This window comes from Thermosediminibacter oceani DSM 16646, assembly GCF_000144645.1.
GTDB lineage: Bacteria > Bacillota > Thermosediminibacteria > Thermosediminibacterales > Thermosediminibacteraceae > Thermosediminibacter > Thermosediminibacter oceani.
The window spans coordinates 163629-180360 of record NC_014377.1 but is presented as its reverse complement, the minus strand read 5'-3'; the positions used below and the strand labels follow the sequence as shown (position 1 = coordinate 180360).

Here is a 16732-nt window from a genome sequence, read left to right as displayed (position 1 = left end):
TGAGAGTAAATCAAGCATGCTGCTCAGTCTTGTACCCCTAAAGGGCTTTCATAGTTTTAAGGAAGGAGGCAACTTCACTATTTCCACTTTCGAGGCAGGGAGAATAACTTTAAAGGCCGGGAGTAACTTTTCGCCCGGCCTTTCGTCTACCTCAGGTTTGTAATCTGGTTAAGCAGCTGGGTCGCGTTCTGGATATCGCCGTTCAGCATCTGGTCCGGTGAGGCGTAAGCGTTGTAATAGCCTTTCTTTTTAGCGAAGTTGAAAATCCTCTCATGAGCTTCCTGAGCCTTCTGCAGCTGCTTTGCCAGAACATCCCTCAGCTGGGGGTTGGCAGCCTCGTTCACCGCCCTGGCATATGCCATTACCTCTGCCTTGGCCGTATTCAGAAGGTCGAGCGTTATCGCCCTATCATCGATCATTTCAAGCCCTCCCTTTACCTATTATGTTATCCGATGGCCTGCTGGAGTTCGGTAATCATTTGTCGACCCTCGATGAGACCGGTTTTTATTAAATCTTTCAGGTCCGGGTCCTGGGCCATGTCGAGGTATGCTATCTCCTTTTGCATGTAGAGGGTTTTAAGAGAAAGGACTTCGTGAAGCTCCAGTGCTTCGTGAGCAGCCAGATTCTGCTTCATTTTTTCACCTCCAAAAAAACTTCTATAAGTAGAATTTCCTCAAAGATTTATCTTCATTCTATAAAAATTTTCAAGCATAACCGAACGCTAAATAAGGGAAATTATAATTGAAAAAAAAAAATTAAAAGGAGGTATAAAGATGGCCAGGATTCACTGCAGCGTATCCAACTGCCATTACTGGAAAAGCGGCAATATCTGCGATGCTTCGGAAATCATGATCACTTCCGATAAGTTAGGAGACCGGATGCCCGACAGCTTTGACGCCCCCCAGGCTTCAAACGCTCCCCAGACCCCGGTATCCTCGTGCATGGAGACCTGCTGCAAAACTTTCGTCGAGTCGGAGAACGCAGCCAAGAATATCGACGGGGTATACAGAAAATAAAAATAGCGCACCTCCCGGTGCGCTCAGACTGTCGACAAAGTAACTGTCGACAGTCTTTTTTTGCAAAAGGTAGTACAAAAATCATCAGCTTTTTAGTAAAATTAAAGAAGATACAAAAATATTGTGGGGCGATGAAATGTTAACGAAGAAAAATAGAGAAATAATAAAGCAAGTAGAATTAGTAAGCATCGATAGCCTGGTGCCTCAAGACCATCTCCTTAGAGCTGTAGAAGAAAGCATCGACTTTAGTTTCATATATGAAGAAGTAAAAGACCTATATAGCGAAAATACAGGAAGACCTAGTATTGACCCGGTAGTGTTAATTAAGCTACTCATGCTCCAAGCATTGTATGGAATCCGCTCCATGCGCCAAACCATCAGAGAAGTAGAAGTCAATGTAGCTTACCGTTGGTTTTTAGGCTATGGATTACAAGAAAAAATACCTCACTTTTCAACTTTTGGAAAAAACTATGAACGGCGGTTTAAGGAAAGTGATCTATTTGAAAAGATATTCGAGCGGGTGTTGATGGAAGCAATAGAATGCGGGTTTGTTAAAACAGATGCAGTATTTATCGATGCTACTCACATAAAAGCCAGTGCCAATAAGAATAAATATATCGAGAAAGTCGCTAAGCAACGGACTCAAAAATATAAGGAAGAACTTTTAAAAGAAATCAACGCCGAACGGGAAGCAAACGGTAAAAAGCCCTTTGAAGAAGAAGATGATGATGACGATAACAACAAAGGAGAAAATAGCTCTAAAAAAGTCAGGGTAAGCACCACAGATCCTGAAAGTGGGATGTTTCAAAAAGGGGAAAAAGAGCGCTGCTTTGCCTACACAGCTTCTGTAGCCTGTGACCGGAACAACTTTGTCCTTGGTGTCAAAATAGCACCTGGAAATGTTCATGACAGCCAGGTATTCTCCGATTTATTTCAAGAAGTAAACGATAAATTTTCTAAAATAGAGGCGGTAGTGGTTGATGCAGGCTACAAAACCCCCGGGATATGCAGAGAAATCATTGAGGCAGGAGCGCTTCCCGTTATGCCCTACAAGAGGCCGATGACCAAAGATGGCTACTTTAAAAAACGCGAATACGTCTATGACGAATATTATGATTGTTACATATGCCCCAACAACCAAATATTAGAATACAGCACCACCAACCGGGCGGGATACCGGGAATATAGGAGCAACCCCCAAATATGCTGTAAATGTCCCATGCGCCTACAGTGCACCAAAAGTAAAAATTACACAAAAATCATAACTCGGCATATATGGGAGCATTACATAGAAATAGCGGAAGATATAAGACACACCCAATGGGGTAAAGAACTATACAAAATGCGCGGCCAGACCATCGAGCGGGTATTTGCCGATGCGAAGGAAAAGCATGGCATGCGCTATACAAATCTACGAGGCTTGAGGAAAGTTGGACATTACCTCACGCTTCTTTTCGCATGCATGAATTTAAAAAAGCTGGCTTTATGGAAGAAAAGACGGGGAACGTTTCCGCCAACAGTCCCCGCTTTACATTCGTTTTTCTTAAAAATTTTCTTCGCCTTCAACAAAAAGCCGCTTTTAGGTTATGCATCCTAAAAGCGGCTTTGTCTACAAGCTGAGCGCACCTCCCGGTGCGCTATTTTTTATTTATTTCGACCCAAAAAACGGGGTGCCTACCGAATATTTGATTTTTAATTTTTATATTGATAAACGGCAAAAGAGTCAATAATAAAATGCGCCTTTTGGCGCATTTTTGCATTATTTTTTAGCTATTACCTCCATGCCGCCCATATACGGCCTCAGCACCTCGGGTATTACTACCGATCCGTCGGGCTGCTGGTAGTTTTCCAGTATGGCTGCGGTCGTCCTGCCAACCGCCAGTCCGGAGCCGTTAAGGGTGTGGACGTATTGGGGTTTGGCACCCTTTTCCGGCCTGTATCTGATATTAGCCCTGCGGGCCTGGTAATCCTTGAAGTTGCTGCACGACGAGATTTCCACGTAGCGGTTGTAGCTTGGCATCCATACCTCGATATCGTAAGTCTTAGACGAGGCGAATCCCAGATCGCCGGTGCAGAGCGCCACGACCCTGTAGGGCAGTCCCAGAAGCTGCAGCACCTCTTCCGCATCGGCGGTGAGTTTTTCAAGTTCTTCCATGGACTTTTCAGGTTCGGTAAACTTTACCAACTCTACTTTATTGAACTGGTGCTGCCTTATGATTCCCCTTGTATCCCTGCCCGCTGATCCGGCTTCGGCCCTGAAGCAGCCGCTGTAGGCCACGTAGTATATGGGCAGGTCTTCTTTTTCCAGGATCTCGTTCGCGTGTAGATTCGTCACCGGCACTTCCGCGGTAGGAATAAGGAAATAATCCGTATTGTTGAAGAGCTTGAATGCCTCCTCCTCAAATTTCGGCAATTGGCCGGTGCCCGTCATGCTGGCCCGGTTTACGATAAAGGGCGGGAATATCTCTTTATACCCGTGTTTTTCTATATGGAGGTCCAGCATGAAGTTGATTAACGCCCTCTCCAGCCTTGCCCCGGCCCCCTTATAAACCACAAATCTGGAGCCGGTTATCTTGGAGGCCCGCTCGAAGTCCAATATGTCCAGAGCCTCACCCAATTCCCAGTGAGGCTTGGGTTCAAAGTCAAACTTTCGGGGCTCGCCCCAGCGCCTCATTTCCACGTTATCGGCGTCACTTTCTCCCACCGGCACCGATTCGTCGGGTATGTTTGGGATCATGAGCAGGATCTGTTCCAGTTTTTCCTCAATCTCTTTGACCTTCTCGTCCATTTCCTTGATTCTGTCGGATACTTCCCTCATCTGCCGTATGAGGTCGTCGGCCGGTTCACCCTGTTTCTTCCTGCGGGCGATTTCCTCCGACTCCCTGTTGCGCAGGCTTTTGAGTTGCTCTACCTCGACCAAGAGGTTTCTTCGCTCTTCGTCGAGCTTTAAAAACTCTTCAAGGTTCGCCTGGGTACCCCTCTTTTCCAGTGCTCGCTTCACTTCATCGGGGTTTGAACGGATCATTTTAATATCTAACATAACATAACCTCCCTTTTTATATTCAATAATATAAACAAAAAAATCCTCTCCCCATAGGGGCGAGAGGATTTTCCCGCGGTGCCACCCTTCTTGTTGCTCAACGTAGGTAACGGCATCGGCCGGCACCTCCTACTAATGCTGTGCATGTTCGAAGGTGCTGCTTCGGGGCGGAATTCCGCATATCCCCTTACCGGCTCGCACCAGCCGCCGGCTCTCTTAAAGGAGAAGGTACGGCTTTTCCCCTTCATCGCATTTTGCCTATATTTTTTAAATTATTATATCAAACTTTCCGGAAAAATCAACTTTTAGTTTCAGTTTGCCTTTTTTTATAGTATAATAAACAATAATAAACAAAAGAAAGCGGAGATGGGGGTATACGTATGAGCGAATCCATCAAAAAACTTGCCTTCATGGGTCTTTTCATGGCCCTGCTCGTCATAGCTACATACTTACTGAGCTTCCCCGTACCTAATTTTAACCTGTACTTCAATCTCGGAGAATCGATAATATACCTCGTAGCCCTGATTTACGGCGGTATACCTGCGGCAGTAATAGGCGGTGTGGGTTCAGCCCTGGCCGACATTCTGAAGGGTTACCCGGTATGGGCCCCTATTACATTTTTTATCAAAGGTATCGAGGGTTTCATAGCCGGCACCTTTGCCCAGAGGTCCAATCCGTATACCGGCGTGGTTCTGGGGGCTGCCTTTATGATGACCGGGTACGCCATAGCCGCCTGGAGGCTTTACGGTATCGGGGCGGTACCGATAGAGCTGGCCGGGGACTTTGTCCAGGTTTCGGTGGGAGCCGTCATTGCCCTGTTCCTGCACCGGAGGTTGAAAAAATTATCCTTTGAAGATAAAGATAATTTCTAAGGCGGTGGATTATGAAAACCGGTAAAGTACCTCCTGATATCCTAAAGAAAGCCGTGTACCCTTTCCTGGGACAAAAAAGGAGCGAAGTGCTGGTACATTCGGGATTCGGCGAGGACTGCTGTATAATAGACTTCGGCGAGTACGTAGCCGTCGTATCTACAGACCCTATTACAGGCGCCGACACGGCGGGCGGGTATCTGGCCGTCTTTGTGGCATGCAACGATATAGCAGCCTGCGGTGCCCGCCCCATCGGTATTCTGGTCACCCTGCTCCTGCCTGAGGGAAGCGGCGAGGATACATTGCTCCGGATCATGGAGAACGTACATAAAGCCTGCCAAAAAATAGGAATAGAAGTGCTGGGAGGCCACAGCGAGGTCACTCCTGCCGTAACAAAACCGGTAATCTCGGCTACGGCCATAGGCATGGCAAAAAGGGACAATTTTGTTACCTCAGCCGGTGCAAGTCCCGGAGACGATGTGATAGTCACCAAATTTATCGGCCTTGAAGGCACCGCAGTGCTGGCGCTGGATTTTGAGGAATACCTGCGCGGTAAGCTCCCCGGCGAAGTGATCAAAAGGGCCCAGAGCTTTGTAGATGACATCAGCGTCATTCAGGACGGCCTCACTGCGGCCGGTGCGGGAGCCACCGCAATGCACGATATCACCGAAGGCGGCCTTCTGGGGGCTCTCTGGGAGCTGGCCGAGGCGTCCGGCGTGGGTATGGAAATATATCGCGAGAGAATCCCGATCCTTCCCGAAACCGAAGCAGTATGCCGCGCTTTCGAGCTAGACCCCCTGGGGCTCATTTCCAGCGGGTCCATGCTCATCTGCTCCGGGGATGGACAGAAGGTGGTGGATGCCCTTCGGGAAAAGTCTATCCCGGCAACGGTCATAGGGAAGGTCACCGACGGGGGCAGGTTCATTCTGGACGCCGATAAAAAGATTCCCATAGTGCCTCCGGAAAGGGACGAACTTTACAGAGCTATAGAAAACGTGAAAAACAAAAAGAAAAATTAAAGTGCCGTAATCCGGCACTTAATTTTTTATAACGATTATGCTCTTTGCGATGGTTTCATCGGCGGCTATTTGGGTATTGCCGACCTTTATGACATAAGAGGGGAATTTCTGCACCAGGGATACCCTCGCCCCGGGAAGCACCCCCAGAGCCATGAGCTTTTTGAGAATTCCGCCGTTTGGGGCGTTTATTTTCGCGATCACTGCCTGTTCTCCAATTTTCAGCTGGGTAAGATTCCTTTCACCTGCCATTTATCTTTTCCCTCCTGCGCTTCAACCATTTGAAAAGTCCGCTGGGTTTTACCATCTCGTAACCGCACCTGGGGCACTTCACCTTTCCGCAGCGGCCGCTCATGGGGCAGCCGCCGCAGGTCCTGGCTCCCCGTTCCTCCTCGTCGAATTCGTAACCGCAAAAACCGCACTTCATGCTACAACACCACCCCGGCCAACTTCAGGATCAAGTTTAATATATATCCCGCCAGGAAGGCGAAGGGAAATACGAAAGCTACGATGGCCAGGGTCGTCTTAACGCCGCGCTCCTTGAGCATTACAGTAAACTGGGCTATGCACGGCACGAACAGTGTCAGCGTGACCGACGCCACAAGCATCTGCGCACCGTTCAGGATCCCGGATTTCTGAAGATCGTAAAGGCCGGCTGCGCCGTAGTCTCTGCGGAAGAACCCGAACAGGAAAGCCTGTGCCGTTTCGGGCGGTAAGCCCAGGGCCTGCATCAGGGGTTCTGTCGCCCGTATAAGCGCGTCGAAAATTCCCGTCATTCTACCAATCCATATGAGCACACTGGTGATTATAAATATGGGCACGATCTCAAGGAAATACCACTGCATGCGGGAAACCGTCTTTTCGATAATATTGCCGAGTCTCGGCAACCTAAGGGGAGGTATTTCCATGTAGAATACGGGCCTTTCTCCGGGCAGCACCTGTGCCGCAAGATATCCCACCAGCAGGAAAACTAAAACTACGAACGTCGCCCATATAGCCAGGGCCGCCGGCCTGCCCGACAGCAACCCAAGTATAACTCCAAGCTGTGCGGAGCATGGAATCGCCAGGGCCAAAAGCAGCGTGGCTATAACCCTCTCCCGCCGGGTCTCCAGTGTCCTGCTCACCAGGGTCGCCATGGTGTCGCAGCCGAATCCCAGGGTCATGGGTATTACGGCTCTGCCGTTTAAACCCATGGACTTGAACACCCGGTCTACCAGGAGCGCAAGCCTGGGCAGGTAACCGGAGTCCTCGATCACCGAAAACATCAGGAAAAAGGTGCCTACGATGGGCAGTATTATGGCTACCGCATACCTTATTCCCAGAGTTATTATGCCGTATTCCATAGCCAAAAGCTCCTGGACGGCCCTGTTGGGGATGTAAGCTTGCACCGCAGAGTTCACCCAGGGGTTGATATAGTTTTCAAATATGTTGCCTTCTATGAAATCAACAAGAGTGCCGGCGCCGAACTCGCCGACGAATTTGTAAAGCCCAAAATAGAGCACCAAAAGGAGTATGGGTATTCCCGTAACCGGTTGAACGGTTATGCGGTCCAACCAGGACCCTATGGATGACCTTGATCTGTCCCCTGCTTTCACGACCTGGGACACTATTTCATCTACTTTTTTCTGGCGCTGCATTGTTATCACGAAATGCAGCGGTTCCGAAAATTTCTTCCGGGTCCTATTTATAACCTCCTGTATTTCCGGGAAGGAGTTTTCCCTCGAACGCACCAGTTCCGTTATTTCTTCGTCGTCCTGCAAAAGCAGCAGGGCCACGGAACGCTTCGAAACTTTGTAATTCGATTTCAATAGCTTTTCTATCTCTTCCAAAGCCTTTTCTATGTCGTCGTGGTATTTAAAGGGATGTACATTATGTTCAAGCAACTCGTTTTTTGACATACTCCGCCACCTTCCTCCTCATCTGATCCATACCTCTGTTCAAAGCGGCAGACGTCCCCACCACGGGTATATCCAGCAGTGCTGACAGCCTGTCCAGGTCGATTTTTCTCCCTAGCCTTTCCGCCTCGTCCATCATGTTCACAACCAGCATTACGGGGAGCCCCGCTTCCTTCAGCTGCATGGTCATGGAAAGCATTCTCTCTATATTTTTGGCGTCCACCACGTGTACCACGATGTCGAAGTTTTCGTTGAACAGCAGCGTCCTTGTAACCCTCTCCTCCTCGGTGATCGGCATCAGCGAATACATGCCAGGCGTATCTATTATCTCGAATATTTCGCCGCCGATCCGGCCGGTACCTCTGAATATCTCCACCGTAGTGCCCGGATAATTGGACACCGTCACGTAAGCCCCGGTGAGTCTGTTGAATATAACGCTTTTTCCAACGTTAGGTGTCCCTACCAACACCAATTTTTTCCTGGTATTGCAGTTCTGGTGGGAAAAAGAATTGTCCTGTTTTCTCTTGAAAAATCTCGATAATACGTTTCCCTTTTGGCTGCAGCAGTCCATGAACCCTTCCTCCTTGAAAATCATTCTCATTTGTAGTGCAAAAAAATTAATTTCATTATTTATTTACTAAGCGGTCTGTTTTTTTATTCCCGGGATAATTGAGAAACGTTTTCATCGGGCCCACTTTTATTATATGACATCGGGCGGCCCTTGTCAATTATTTAATTACTACTAAATCAATGTGTTTTCTCTAATTTGATGACCACTTTCATAGACGCCTTCAGGCTATGTTTTTCATCGCCTTTTTCCACCAGCGCGAATAATAGTAGGCGAGGGTCAAAGCGGGGCTGATAATCATGCTGGAGGAAATGGCAACCCAGATCCCCGTGCTCTTAAGGGGAGTAAAATTAGCTAGGTAATAAGCCAGAGGTACCCTCATCCCCCACAGAGAAAATATAGATATAATCATGGGTACGAGGGTATTTCCGGCTCCCCGGAGGATGCCGTTGGAAACCCAGAGAAGTCCTAAGGGAATATATGCTACACCTAATATCCTGAGGATCACAGTCCCCACGGCAACCAGAGCGGGATTGCTGGTAAAAAGAGCGAGGAGTTTTTCGGGAATAGTAAACACAGCAATCGTCATATCTCTTTCGCACTTGAACTCCAAAACCCTCAGGCTCATGATGTGATTTTTTCTGTTCAGGTACCTGGCGGCCAGGTAAGCGGTATCGAGAATTTAATCAGATGGGCCGGTATACTGCCAACGGTAAAATCCATCTCCGGCAGGCCGGCCTTTGCCTTCTTATTTTCTTCCTGAAGTTCCGCACCTAGATATTCAGTGTTTTCGCCTCTGGCCTCCATATTTATAGACCTACGCTTTCCCTTTTGTGTATTAAAAACCAACGGCATAAACTTAGTTTAACAGATTTCTTATAATATGCAAAAATTAATTTTGAGATAAAAAAAAGACCTGATCAGGTCTTTTTTTAGCGTAGAAAATGAAAATAAGATTTCGGCGGCGACCTACTCTCCCAGGGGACCTCCCCCAGTACCATCGGCGCTGGAGGGCTTAACCTGTGTGTTCGGAATGGGAACCGGTGTTTCCCCTCCGCTATGGCCACCGAAATCTTTCTTTCGCTTTTTTACATCAAATTTTAATCCATTCTTTTTCAGTGCGTCAATACTGCACCCTCAAAATCACACAGTGGGTATGCTTTTTTCTTGGTCAAGCCCTCGACTGATTAGTACCAGTCGGCTCAAGGCCTCACGACCCTTACACCCCTGGCCTATCTACCGGGTCGTCTCCCCGGTGTCTTACCCCTTTCGGGTGGGATACCTTATCTTGGGGTGGGCTTCGCACTTAGATGCTTTCAGTGCTTATCCCTTCCGGACTTGGCTACCCAGCTGTGCCCCTGGCGAGACAACTGGTACACCATCGGTCCGTCCACCCCGGTCCTCTCGTACTAGGGGCGGATCCCCTCAAGTATCCTGCGCCCGCAGCGGATAGGGACCGAACTGTCTCACGACGTTCTGAACCCAGCTCGCGTGCCGCTTTAATGGGCGAACAGCCCAACCCTTGGGACCTGCTCCGGCCCCAGGATGCGACGAGCCGACATCGAGGTGCCAAACCTCCCCGTCGATGTGGACTCTTGGGGGAGATCAGCCTGTTATCCCCGGGGTAGCTTTTATCCGTTGAGCGACGGCCTTCCCATTCAGTACCGCCGGATCACTAAGCCCGTCTTTCGACACTGCTCGAGACGTCTCTCTCGCAGTTAGGCCACCTTATGCCTTTGCACTCATCGCGCGATTCCTAACCGCGCTGAGGTGACCTTTGGGCGCCTCCGTTACCCTTTAGGAGGCGACCGCCCCAGTCAAACTGCCCACCTGACACTGTCCCACCGCCGGCTTACGGCTCGTGGTTAGAACTTCAGCATTGGAAGAGTGGTATCCCACCGGCGGCTCCCCTGGCCCTGACGAGCCAGGTTCTCTGCCTCCCACCTATCCTGTACATCCAATGCCGAAATCCAATATCAGGCTACAGTAAAGCTCCACGGGGTCTTTCCGTCCAGCTGCGGGTAATGAGCATCTTCACTCATACTACAATTTCGCCGGGCCCCTCGTCAAGACAGCGCCCAAGTCGTTACGCCTTTCGTGCGGGTCGGAACTTACCCGACAAGGAATTTCGCTACCTTAGGACCGTTATAGTTACGGCCGCCGTTCACTGGGGCTTCGGTTCGAGGCTTCGCGGTTTCCCGCTAACCCCTCCCCTTAACCTTCCAGCACCGGGCAGGCGTCAGCCCCTATACGTCGGATTCCTCCTTAGCAGAGACCTGTGTTTTTGCTAAACAGTCGCTTGGGCCTATTCTCTGCGGCCCTTTCACCAGCAGTTTCCTACCAGCTACTCGGGCACCCCTTCTCCCGAAGTTACGGGGTCAGTTTGCCGAGTTCCTTAACGAGGGTTCTCCCGTTCGCCTTAGGATTCTCTCCTCGCCTACCTGTGTCGGTTTGCAGTACGGGCACCCTCAACCTCGCTAGAGGCTTTTCTTGGCAGTGTGGGTTCAGCCGCTTCGGTACTTTTTTTCCCTCCCCGTCACCCTTCAGCACCGCCAGACGGTTTTGCCTATCTGGCTAGCCTTTGGGTTTGGACGCGCTCTACCAACCGCGCGCTCGGCCTACCCTCCTGCGTCACCCCTTCGCTCAAACGGTCTCGGGTGGCACGGGATTGTCAACCCGTTGTCCATCGCCTACGCATTCCATGCCTCGGCTTAGGCCCCGGCTAACCCTGAGCGGACGAGCCTTCCTCAGGAATCCTTAGGCTTTCGGCGGGCAGGATTCTCACCTGCCTCTCGCTACTTATACCGACATTCTCACTTCCTACCAGTCCACCTAACCTTCCGGTTAAGCTTCGGCCCAGTAGGAACGCTCCCCTACCACGATGACCTTACGGCCATCATCCGCAGCTTCGGTGTAAGCCTTCAGCCCCGTTACATTTTCGGCGCAGCACCGCTTGACCAGTGAGCTATTACGCACTCTTTAAATGATGGCTGCTTCTAAGCCAACATCCTGGTTGTCTCAGCAGTGCCACATCCTTCCCCACTTAGGCTTACTTCGGGACCTTAGCTGACGGTCTGGGCTGTTCCCCTCTCGACTATGAAGCTTATCCCCCATAGTCTGACTCCCAACTATCCTCTGCCCGGCATTCGGAGTTTGATAGGGTTCGGTAACCTCTCGGCCCCTAGCCCATTCAGTGCTCTACCTCCGAGCAGGTCCAGTTGAGGCTAGCCCTAAAGCTATTTCGGGGAGAACCAGCTATCTCCGCGTTCGATTGGCATTTCACCCCTACCCACAGCTCATCCCATGACTTTTCAACGTCAACGTGGTTCGGGCCTCCACGGAAGGTTAGTTCCGCTTCACCCTGGCCATGGGTAGATCACGCGGTTTCGGGTCTACTGCGCCAAACTATCGCCCTCTTCAGACTCGCTTTCGCTTCGGCTCCGGTGCTCTAGCACCTTAACCTCGCTTGGCACAGTAACTCGCCGGTCCGTTCTGCAAAAAGTACGAGGTCGCTTCCGCTCCCTCTGCTTGTAGACACACGGTTTCAGGTTCTATTTCACTCCCCTCCCGGGGTTCTTTTCACCTTTCCCTCACGGTACTATGCGCTATCGGTCGCAAGGTGGTATTTAGCCTTGGAAGATGGTCCTCCCTGCTTCCCACGGGGTTCCACGTGTCCCGTGGTACTCGGGATGTGCCAGACGGCTGTCAGAGTTTCGCCTACAGGGCTGTCACCTTCTGCGGCCCCGCTTTCCAGCGGTGTTCGGCTACCCCTTCAGCTCGCCTCGCCTTACCGCCAGTCAGGCCCGGCACTCCCTCAACCCCCATCATGCAACGGTGGCGGCCTTTTACACATGATGGGTTTGGGCTCTTCCCCTTTCGCTCGCCGCTACTCAGGGAATCGCTGTTGCTTTCTTTTCCTCGGGGTACTTAGATGTTTCAGTTCCCCCGGTTCGCCTCCCATGCCTATGTGTTCAGCATGGGATACCGCAGGTTCTCCTGCGGTGGGTTCCCCCATTCGGGTACCCCCGGATCAACGCTTGCTTGCAGCTCCCCGGGGCGTTTCGCCGCTTGCCGCGCCCTTCTTCGCCCCCTCGCGCCAAGGCATCCACCGTGTGCCCTTAGTAGCTTGACCAAAAGCCTCAGACGCTCATTTTCATACCCACTGTGTAATTTTCAAGGTGCAGTTCCCTTCTAAAATTTATATAACCAAACAGTGTCACGCCCGGTCAAGCTCCTTAGAAAGGAGGTGATCCAGCCGCACCTTCCGGTACGGCTACCTTGTTACGACTTCACCCCAGTCGCTGGCCCCACCTTCGACGGCATCTTATGCCGGCTTCGGGTGTTGCCAACTCCCATGGTGTGACGGGCGGTGTGTACAAGGCCCGGGAACGTATTCACCGCGGCATGCTGATCCGCGATTACTAGCGATTCCGCCTTCATGCAGGCGAGTTGCAGCCTGCAATCTGAACTGAGACCGGTTTTTAGGGATTCGCTCCAGCTCGCGCCTTCGCTTCCCGCTGTACCGGCCATTGTAGCACGTGTGTGGCCCAGGCCATAAAGGGCATGATGATTTGACGTCATCCCCACCTTCCTCCGCCTTGTCGGCGGCAGTTCCTCTAGAGTGCCCGGCTTTACCCGCTGGCAACTAGAGGTAGGGGTTGCGCTCGTTGCGGGACTTAACCCAACATCTCACGACACGAGCTGACGACAACCATGCACCACCTGTGCAGGCTCCCTCGGTTTCCCTCGGGTCGCTCCCCTTTCGGTTCGCTACTACCTGCATGTCAAGGCCTGGTAAGGTTCTTCGCGTTGCTTCGAATTAAACCACATGCTCCACCGCTTGTGCGGGCCCCCGTCAATTCCTTTGAGTTTCAACCTTGCGGCCGTACTCCCCAGGCGGGTCACTTATTGCGTTAGCTCCGGCACGGACAGCTTGACAACTGCCCACACCTAGTGACCATCGTTTACGGCTAGGACTACCGGGGTATCTAATCCCGTTCGCTCCCCTAGCTTTCGCGCCTCAGCGTCAGGGTCGGTCCAGAGAGCCGCCTTCGCCACTGGTGTTCCTCCCGGTATCTACGCATTTCACCGCTACTCCGGGAATTCCACTCTCCTCTCCCGCCCTCAAGATCCGCAGTTTTGCAGGCACCTCCAGGGTTGAGCCCTGGCTTTTTACCCGCAACTTGCAGACCCGCCTACACGCCCTTTACGCCCAGTGATTCCGGACAACGCTCGCCCCCTACGTATTACCGCGGCTGCTGGCACGTAGTTAGCCGGGGCTTCCTCCCCGGGTACCGTCCTCTTCGTCCCCGGTGACAGGAGTTTACAACCCGAAGGCCTTCTTCCTCCACGCGGCGTCGCTGGGTCAGGGTTTCCCCCATTGCCCAAGATTCCCCACTGCTGCCTCCCGTAGGAGTCTGGGCCGTGTCCCAGTCCCAGTGTGGCCGTCCACCCTCTCAGGCCGGCTACCCGTCGTCGCCTTGGTGGGCCGTTACCCCGCCAACTAGCTGATGGGCCGCAGGCCCATCCACCACCGCTAAATCGCTTTCTTTACCAGCCATGCAGCCAGTAAAGGTATCGGGTATTACCCCCGGTTTCCCAGGGCTATCCCCGTGTGGTGGGTAGGTTGCCTACGTGTTACTCACCCGTCCGCCGCTGGGTAAATCTCGTGGAAAACCACTCAATTTACCCCGCTCGACTTGCATGTGTTAGGCACGCCGCCAGCGTTCGTCCTGAGCCAGGATCAAACTCTCAGGTTAATCCTTCCAATTAAGCCTTTCGGCTTTCCTTATCTCAATTACACACCTTTTGTCCGTTGAAACTCTCAGGCGTGACACTGTTCAGTTTTCAAGGATCTTGCGCCACAGTTATTTATATTACCACGTTTTTCGCCTTTTGTCAACTTCTTAGCGTTCTTTTTTCGCCTTCCGTCGACTCCGGCTTTCCCGTGAGCGCTTAAATAATATACCATAATCCTTGACGTGTTTTCAAATGACCCTATCCGCATTTATCGGTCTTTAATGCGGTATATTTGATGTTAAATAATTTATGCTCCTAATAGCTCTCTTATGTTTTGGTTTATAAAGGCCGACAAAATCGTTAATAATCCCTTCCTCCAGAAGCTCTTTGTAATCGCCGTAATCGCTTTTCAAAATCCTGTTTAATATTTGAATGTAATCCCTTCCGGTTATAGGTTGATCGAGCTCAAAGCCGCCCAGGGCGTGCATGTCGATCTTCAGGGAGAATTGTAATTTAAGGTGAATGTCGACCAGCAACGTTTTTAGGCCGTCCTGGCGGCGGATACGGCGGCTATATCTTCCGGATCGATCCCATTACCACCACCTGGTAGTCCAGTTCCTCTTTTATTCCGACGGCAGGTCCGGTCAAGTCCGATCCGCCAGCACCACTTTAATCAGCTTTTCACTATTGTCCCACATTACCCTATAACCAAGTGCATCGGCCGCCTCCCGCAATGGGAGGTAAGATGTACCCTTCAACGTGAAGGCGCCTTTTGCCCCTCTAAGGACATTGGCATACGACACCACATTTAATACGGCAGATCTTTCGCCTTTCTTTATCGTGATTTGTTTTTTCTTCGAGTCCCAGTTTACCGAAGCCTTCATATATTCCTTCAGCACCCGGGAAGACACAAAAATCTTTCCTTTTACTATGTGCACCCCGTCTCTTACGTGCATCAATTCCCTATCAGTTCTGCCCTCGAGGTTGGGCCCTATGTCGCTTAAAAAGTGAGGATCTTCTATCAATTCTGAATAAGTGCCTAAAATCCTTTTATTATCTGTAATGGCGTAGTTGTTTATCCTGCGCCCTTCAGGGGCGTTGGCCAGGTTGTTCACGTTAAAATAGAATATGGACTTGACCCTGGGATACCTTGTCTTTATGCCGTTGTACATGCGCGTTATCTTTTGTATTGCAAAGTCTTCGTAATATTTACCATCGGTTACGGTATAGTGCGTGGCGCCATACTCCGATATCTGGATGGGTTTTCTCATGCTGAAGGTATCGTAGACGTAGTCCAGAAGTTCCAATGGGTCTTCGTGGGAAGCTTTGTGCTTTATATTGTTATTATGGTAGACCACATTGTATATATTTACTCCCACCCAATCCACGTATTCGTCACCGGGGTAATATTTTATTATAGTAGACTGGGGGAAGGTGAAAACGGTCCACACCATCATCACATTGGGAGCTTCCTGCTCCATCACATCATGGACGAGCCTCCATTTTTCTATGTATTTTTTTGGGTCTCCGCTGTAGGCGGTCCAGTCGCCGTTCATTTCCGAGGCAAAACGCAAAAAAACCGGTATGCCCGCCTCTTTCAGTTTTCTGGCAAATCCCCGCAGGTATTCATCGTCCTTTACCTGATCCAGACCTTTGTTGGGCTCCCAGGCGATGTGGGCCGCTGCTCCTACCTCCTTTAATTGGTCTATCCACCATTGGGGAAACTTTTGGCCGTAACCCACGTAGAGGAAGAACGACGCATGTTTTTTCCCGGTAAGCCGGTTGAATTCCTTCATGTCACCCTTTATCAGTGTGTCCTGATAAACGTATGCGCCAAGGTATGTACCTTCAACGGGTTCGTACTTTGCAAGTTTATAGCCTTCCACTTCAATCAATACCCTTATGTCTTGCGGTTTTTGTTTAAAAGCGGGCTCAGCCTTAGCGGGCACCGGCCAGGCCAGCAAAAAAATAAGGCCCCATATGACAAACTTTAATCTCATCATACCAGTACCTCCTGATATATTTTTATTTATATTTTTAACTCTCCTTTCATAAAAGCATTGTAGTAAAGCCGCATCGACTTTTATCCCTGATGGCTTCAGCATAGACCTGATTCCACAAAGGACATAACAGCATGAGCAATTTCCACATATTCCGTCATAATTTTTCTCCCATTCATTATAATATAAAAACATTATACTACAAAATGGTCATTTTTTGGGTAAATATGTGAAAAACTGCCGACAAATAGCTGTCGGCAATCTCAATTTACGTTATTTAAAATTGGATACTATGTCCTTACCTACAGAAAAATTGATATTAAAATAAAAAAAGACCTGATTGATCAAGGTCTTTTTAGCGGAATATATAAAAATAAGATTTCGGCGGCGACCTACTCTCCCAGGGGACCTCCCCCAGTACCATCGGCGCTGGAGGGCTTAACCTGTGTGTTCGGAATGGGAACCGGTGTTTCCCCTCCGCTATGGCCACCGAAATCTTTCTTTCGCTTTTTTACATCAAATTTTAATCCATTCTTTTTCAGTGCGTCAATACTGCACCCTCAAAATCACACAGTGGGTATGCTTTTTT

The 16732-nt window shown here is 50.2% G+C and carries 15 protein-coding genes, 4 rRNA genes and 1 other annotated feature; of the genes, 4 read left to right on the top strand and 15 right to left on the bottom strand.

Annotated features, from left to right (window positions below):
* Positions 1-146: 146 nt before the first annotated feature.
* Positions 147-419: a spore coat protein gene (locus TOCE_RS00945; RefSeq protein WP_041423813.1), complete on the bottom strand. Its 273-nt coding sequence runs from the start codon at positions 417-419 to the stop codon at positions 147-149.
* Between the two features lie 26 nt (positions 420-445).
* On the bottom strand, positions 446-634 hold the full coding sequence (locus TOCE_RS00940) for a hypothetical protein (RefSeq protein ID WP_041423812.1): 189 nt from the start codon (positions 632-634) through the stop codon (positions 446-448).
* Between the two features lie 139 nt (positions 635-773).
* Between TOCE_RS00940 and TOCE_RS00935 the strand changes: the two genes are divergently transcribed.
* Together TOCE_RS00935 and TOCE_RS00930 are read left to right on the top strand one after the other, a co-directional pair.
* Complete coding sequence (locus TOCE_RS00935) at positions 774-1016, top strand: DUF1540 domain-containing protein (RefSeq protein WP_013275019.1); 243 nt, start codon at positions 774-776, stop codon at positions 1014-1016.
* Between the two features lie 136 nt (positions 1017-1152).
* A complete protein-coding gene (locus TOCE_RS00930; RefSeq protein ID WP_425358461.1) occupies positions 1153-2613 on the top strand; it encodes an IS1182 family transposase in 1461 nt (486 codons plus the stop codon).
* A 162-nt stretch (positions 2614-2775) separates the two neighbouring features.
* On the opposite strand, the gene serS is transcribed toward TOCE_RS00930, so the two are convergent.
* On the bottom strand, positions 2776-4056 hold the full coding sequence (serS, locus tag TOCE_RS00925) for a serine--tRNA ligase (RefSeq protein ID WP_013275017.1): 1281 nt from the start codon (positions 4054-4056) through the stop codon (positions 2776-2778).
* Between the two features lie 52 nt (positions 4057-4108).
* Positions 4109-4313, bottom strand: a binding site (T-box leader).
* A 123-nt stretch (positions 4314-4436) separates the two neighbouring features.
* Between serS and TOCE_RS00915 the strand changes: the two genes are divergently transcribed.
* Together TOCE_RS00915 and TOCE_RS00910 are read left to right on the top strand one after the other, a co-directional pair.
* A complete protein-coding gene (locus tag TOCE_RS00915; RefSeq protein WP_013275015.1) occupies positions 4437-4928 on the top strand; it encodes an ECF transporter S component in 492 nt (163 codons plus the stop codon).
* Positions 4929-4939: 11 nt separating this feature from the next.
* Positions 4940-5944: an AIR synthase family protein gene (locus tag TOCE_RS00910; protein ID WP_013275014.1), complete on the top strand. Its 1005-nt coding sequence runs from the start codon at positions 4940-4942 to the stop codon at positions 5942-5944.
* A gap of 18 nt (positions 5945-5962) precedes the next feature.
* On the opposite strand, the gene TOCE_RS00905 is transcribed toward TOCE_RS00910, so the two are convergent.
* The 12 genes from TOCE_RS00905 to rrf (TOCE_RS00855) form a co-directional block, all read right to left on the bottom strand.
* A complete protein-coding gene (locus tag TOCE_RS00905; protein ID WP_013275013.1) occupies positions 5963-6193 on the bottom strand; it encodes a FeoA family protein in 231 nt (76 codons plus the stop codon).
* Positions 6183-6368 carry a hypothetical protein gene (locus tag TOCE_RS00900; protein ID WP_013275012.1) on the bottom strand — a complete coding sequence of 62 codons (186 nt, stop codon included), beginning with the start codon at positions 6366-6368 and terminating at the stop codon, positions 6183-6185. The genes TOCE_RS00905 and TOCE_RS00900 overlap by 11 nt, the downstream gene beginning before the upstream one ends.
* A 1-nt stretch (position 6369) precedes the next feature.
* Positions 6370-7839 carry a ferrous iron transporter B gene (locus tag TOCE_RS00895; RefSeq protein WP_013275011.1) on the bottom strand — a complete coding sequence of 490 codons (1470 nt, stop codon included), beginning with the start codon at positions 7837-7839 and terminating at the stop codon, positions 6370-6372.
* Complete coding sequence (locus TOCE_RS12220) at positions 7817-8407, bottom strand: FeoB small GTPase domain-containing protein (RefSeq protein ID WP_013275010.1); 591 nt, start codon at positions 8405-8407, stop codon at positions 7817-7819. Before TOCE_RS12220 ends, TOCE_RS00895 begins: the two co-directional genes overlap by 23 nt.
* 220 nt (positions 8408-8627) lie before the next feature.
* Positions 8628-9017 (bottom strand): MATE family efflux transporter, encoded by a 390-nt coding sequence (locus TOCE_RS00885; protein WP_041423810.1) that lies wholly within the window; start codon positions 9015-9017, stop codon positions 8628-8630.
* A 32-nt stretch (positions 9018-9049) separates the two neighbouring features.
* On the bottom strand, positions 9050-9211 hold the full coding sequence (locus tag TOCE_RS12215) for a hypothetical protein (protein ID WP_013275009.1): 162 nt from the start codon (positions 9209-9211) through the stop codon (positions 9050-9052).
* A 149-nt stretch (positions 9212-9360) separates the two neighbouring features.
* Positions 9361-9475, bottom strand: a 5S ribosomal RNA gene (rrf, locus tag TOCE_RS00880).
* 96 nt (positions 9476-9571) lie between these two features.
* A 23S ribosomal RNA gene (locus TOCE_RS00875) occupies positions 9572-12536 on the bottom strand.
* A 107-nt stretch (positions 12537-12643) separates the two neighbouring features.
* Positions 12644-14163, bottom strand: a 16S ribosomal RNA gene (locus tag TOCE_RS00870).
* Together the 16S, 23S and 5S rRNA genes form the textbook arrangement of a ribosomal RNA operon.
* A gap of 258 nt (positions 14164-14421) precedes the next feature.
* Positions 14422-14679, bottom strand: a complete 258-nt coding sequence (locus tag TOCE_RS00865) for a hypothetical protein (RefSeq protein WP_013275008.1) — start codon at positions 14677-14679, stop codon at positions 14422-14424.
* A 108-nt stretch (positions 14680-14787) separates the two neighbouring features.
* Positions 14788-16146 carry a stalk domain-containing protein gene (locus TOCE_RS00860; protein ID WP_013275007.1) on the bottom strand — a complete coding sequence of 453 codons (1359 nt, stop codon included), beginning with the start codon at positions 16144-16146 and terminating at the stop codon, positions 14788-14790.
* Between the two features lie 376 nt (positions 16147-16522).
* Positions 16523-16637 (bottom strand): 5S ribosomal RNA (gene rrf / locus TOCE_RS00855).
* Positions 16638-16732: the final 95 nt, after the last annotated feature.

Bases quoted from the DNA above. Each gene is read 5' to 3' on its own strand.
- TOCE_RS00945 (WP_041423813.1), bottom strand. From the start codon at position 419: ATGATCGATGATAGGGCGATAACGCTCGACCTTCTGAATACGGCCAAG.
- TOCE_RS00940 (WP_041423812.1), bottom strand. From the start codon at position 634: ATGAAGCAGAATCTGGCTGCTCACGAAGCACTGGAGCTTCACGAAGTC.
- TOCE_RS00935 (WP_013275019.1), top strand. From the start codon at position 774: ATGGCCAGGATTCACTGCAGCGTATCCAACTGCCATTACTGGAAAAGC.
- TOCE_RS00930 (WP_425358461.1), top strand. From the start codon at position 1,153: ATGTTAACGAAGAAAAATAGAGAAATAATAAAGCAAGTAGAATTAGTA.
- serS (WP_013275017.1), bottom strand. From the start codon at position 4,056: ATGTTAGATATTAAAATGATCCGTTCAAACCCCGATGAAGTGAAGCGA.
- TOCE_RS00915 (WP_013275015.1), top strand. From the start codon at position 4,437: ATGAGCGAATCCATCAAAAAACTTGCCTTCATGGGTCTTTTCATGGCC.
- TOCE_RS00910 (WP_013275014.1), top strand. From the start codon at position 4,940: ATGAAAACCGGTAAAGTACCTCCTGATATCCTAAAGAAAGCCGTGTAC.
- TOCE_RS00905 (WP_013275013.1), bottom strand. From the start codon at position 6,193: ATGGCAGGTGAAAGGAATCTTACCCAGCTGAAAATTGGAGAACAGGCA.
- TOCE_RS00900 (WP_013275012.1), bottom strand. From the start codon at position 6,368: ATGAAGTGCGGTTTTTGCGGTTACGAATTCGACGAGGAGGAACGGGGA.
- TOCE_RS00895 (WP_013275011.1), bottom strand. From the start codon at position 7,839: ATGTCAAAAAACGAGTTGCTTGAACATAATGTACATCCCTTTAAATAC.
- TOCE_RS12220 (WP_013275010.1), bottom strand. From the start codon at position 8,407: ATGGACTGCTGCAGCCAAAAGGGAAACGTATTATCGAGATTTTTCAAG.
- TOCE_RS12215 (WP_013275009.1), bottom strand. From the start codon at position 9,211: ATGGAGGCCAGAGGCGAAAACACTGAATATCTAGGTGCGGAACTTCAG.
- TOCE_RS00860 (WP_013275007.1), bottom strand. From the start codon at position 16,146: ATGATGAGATTAAAGTTTGTCATATGGGGCCTTATTTTTTTGCTGGCC.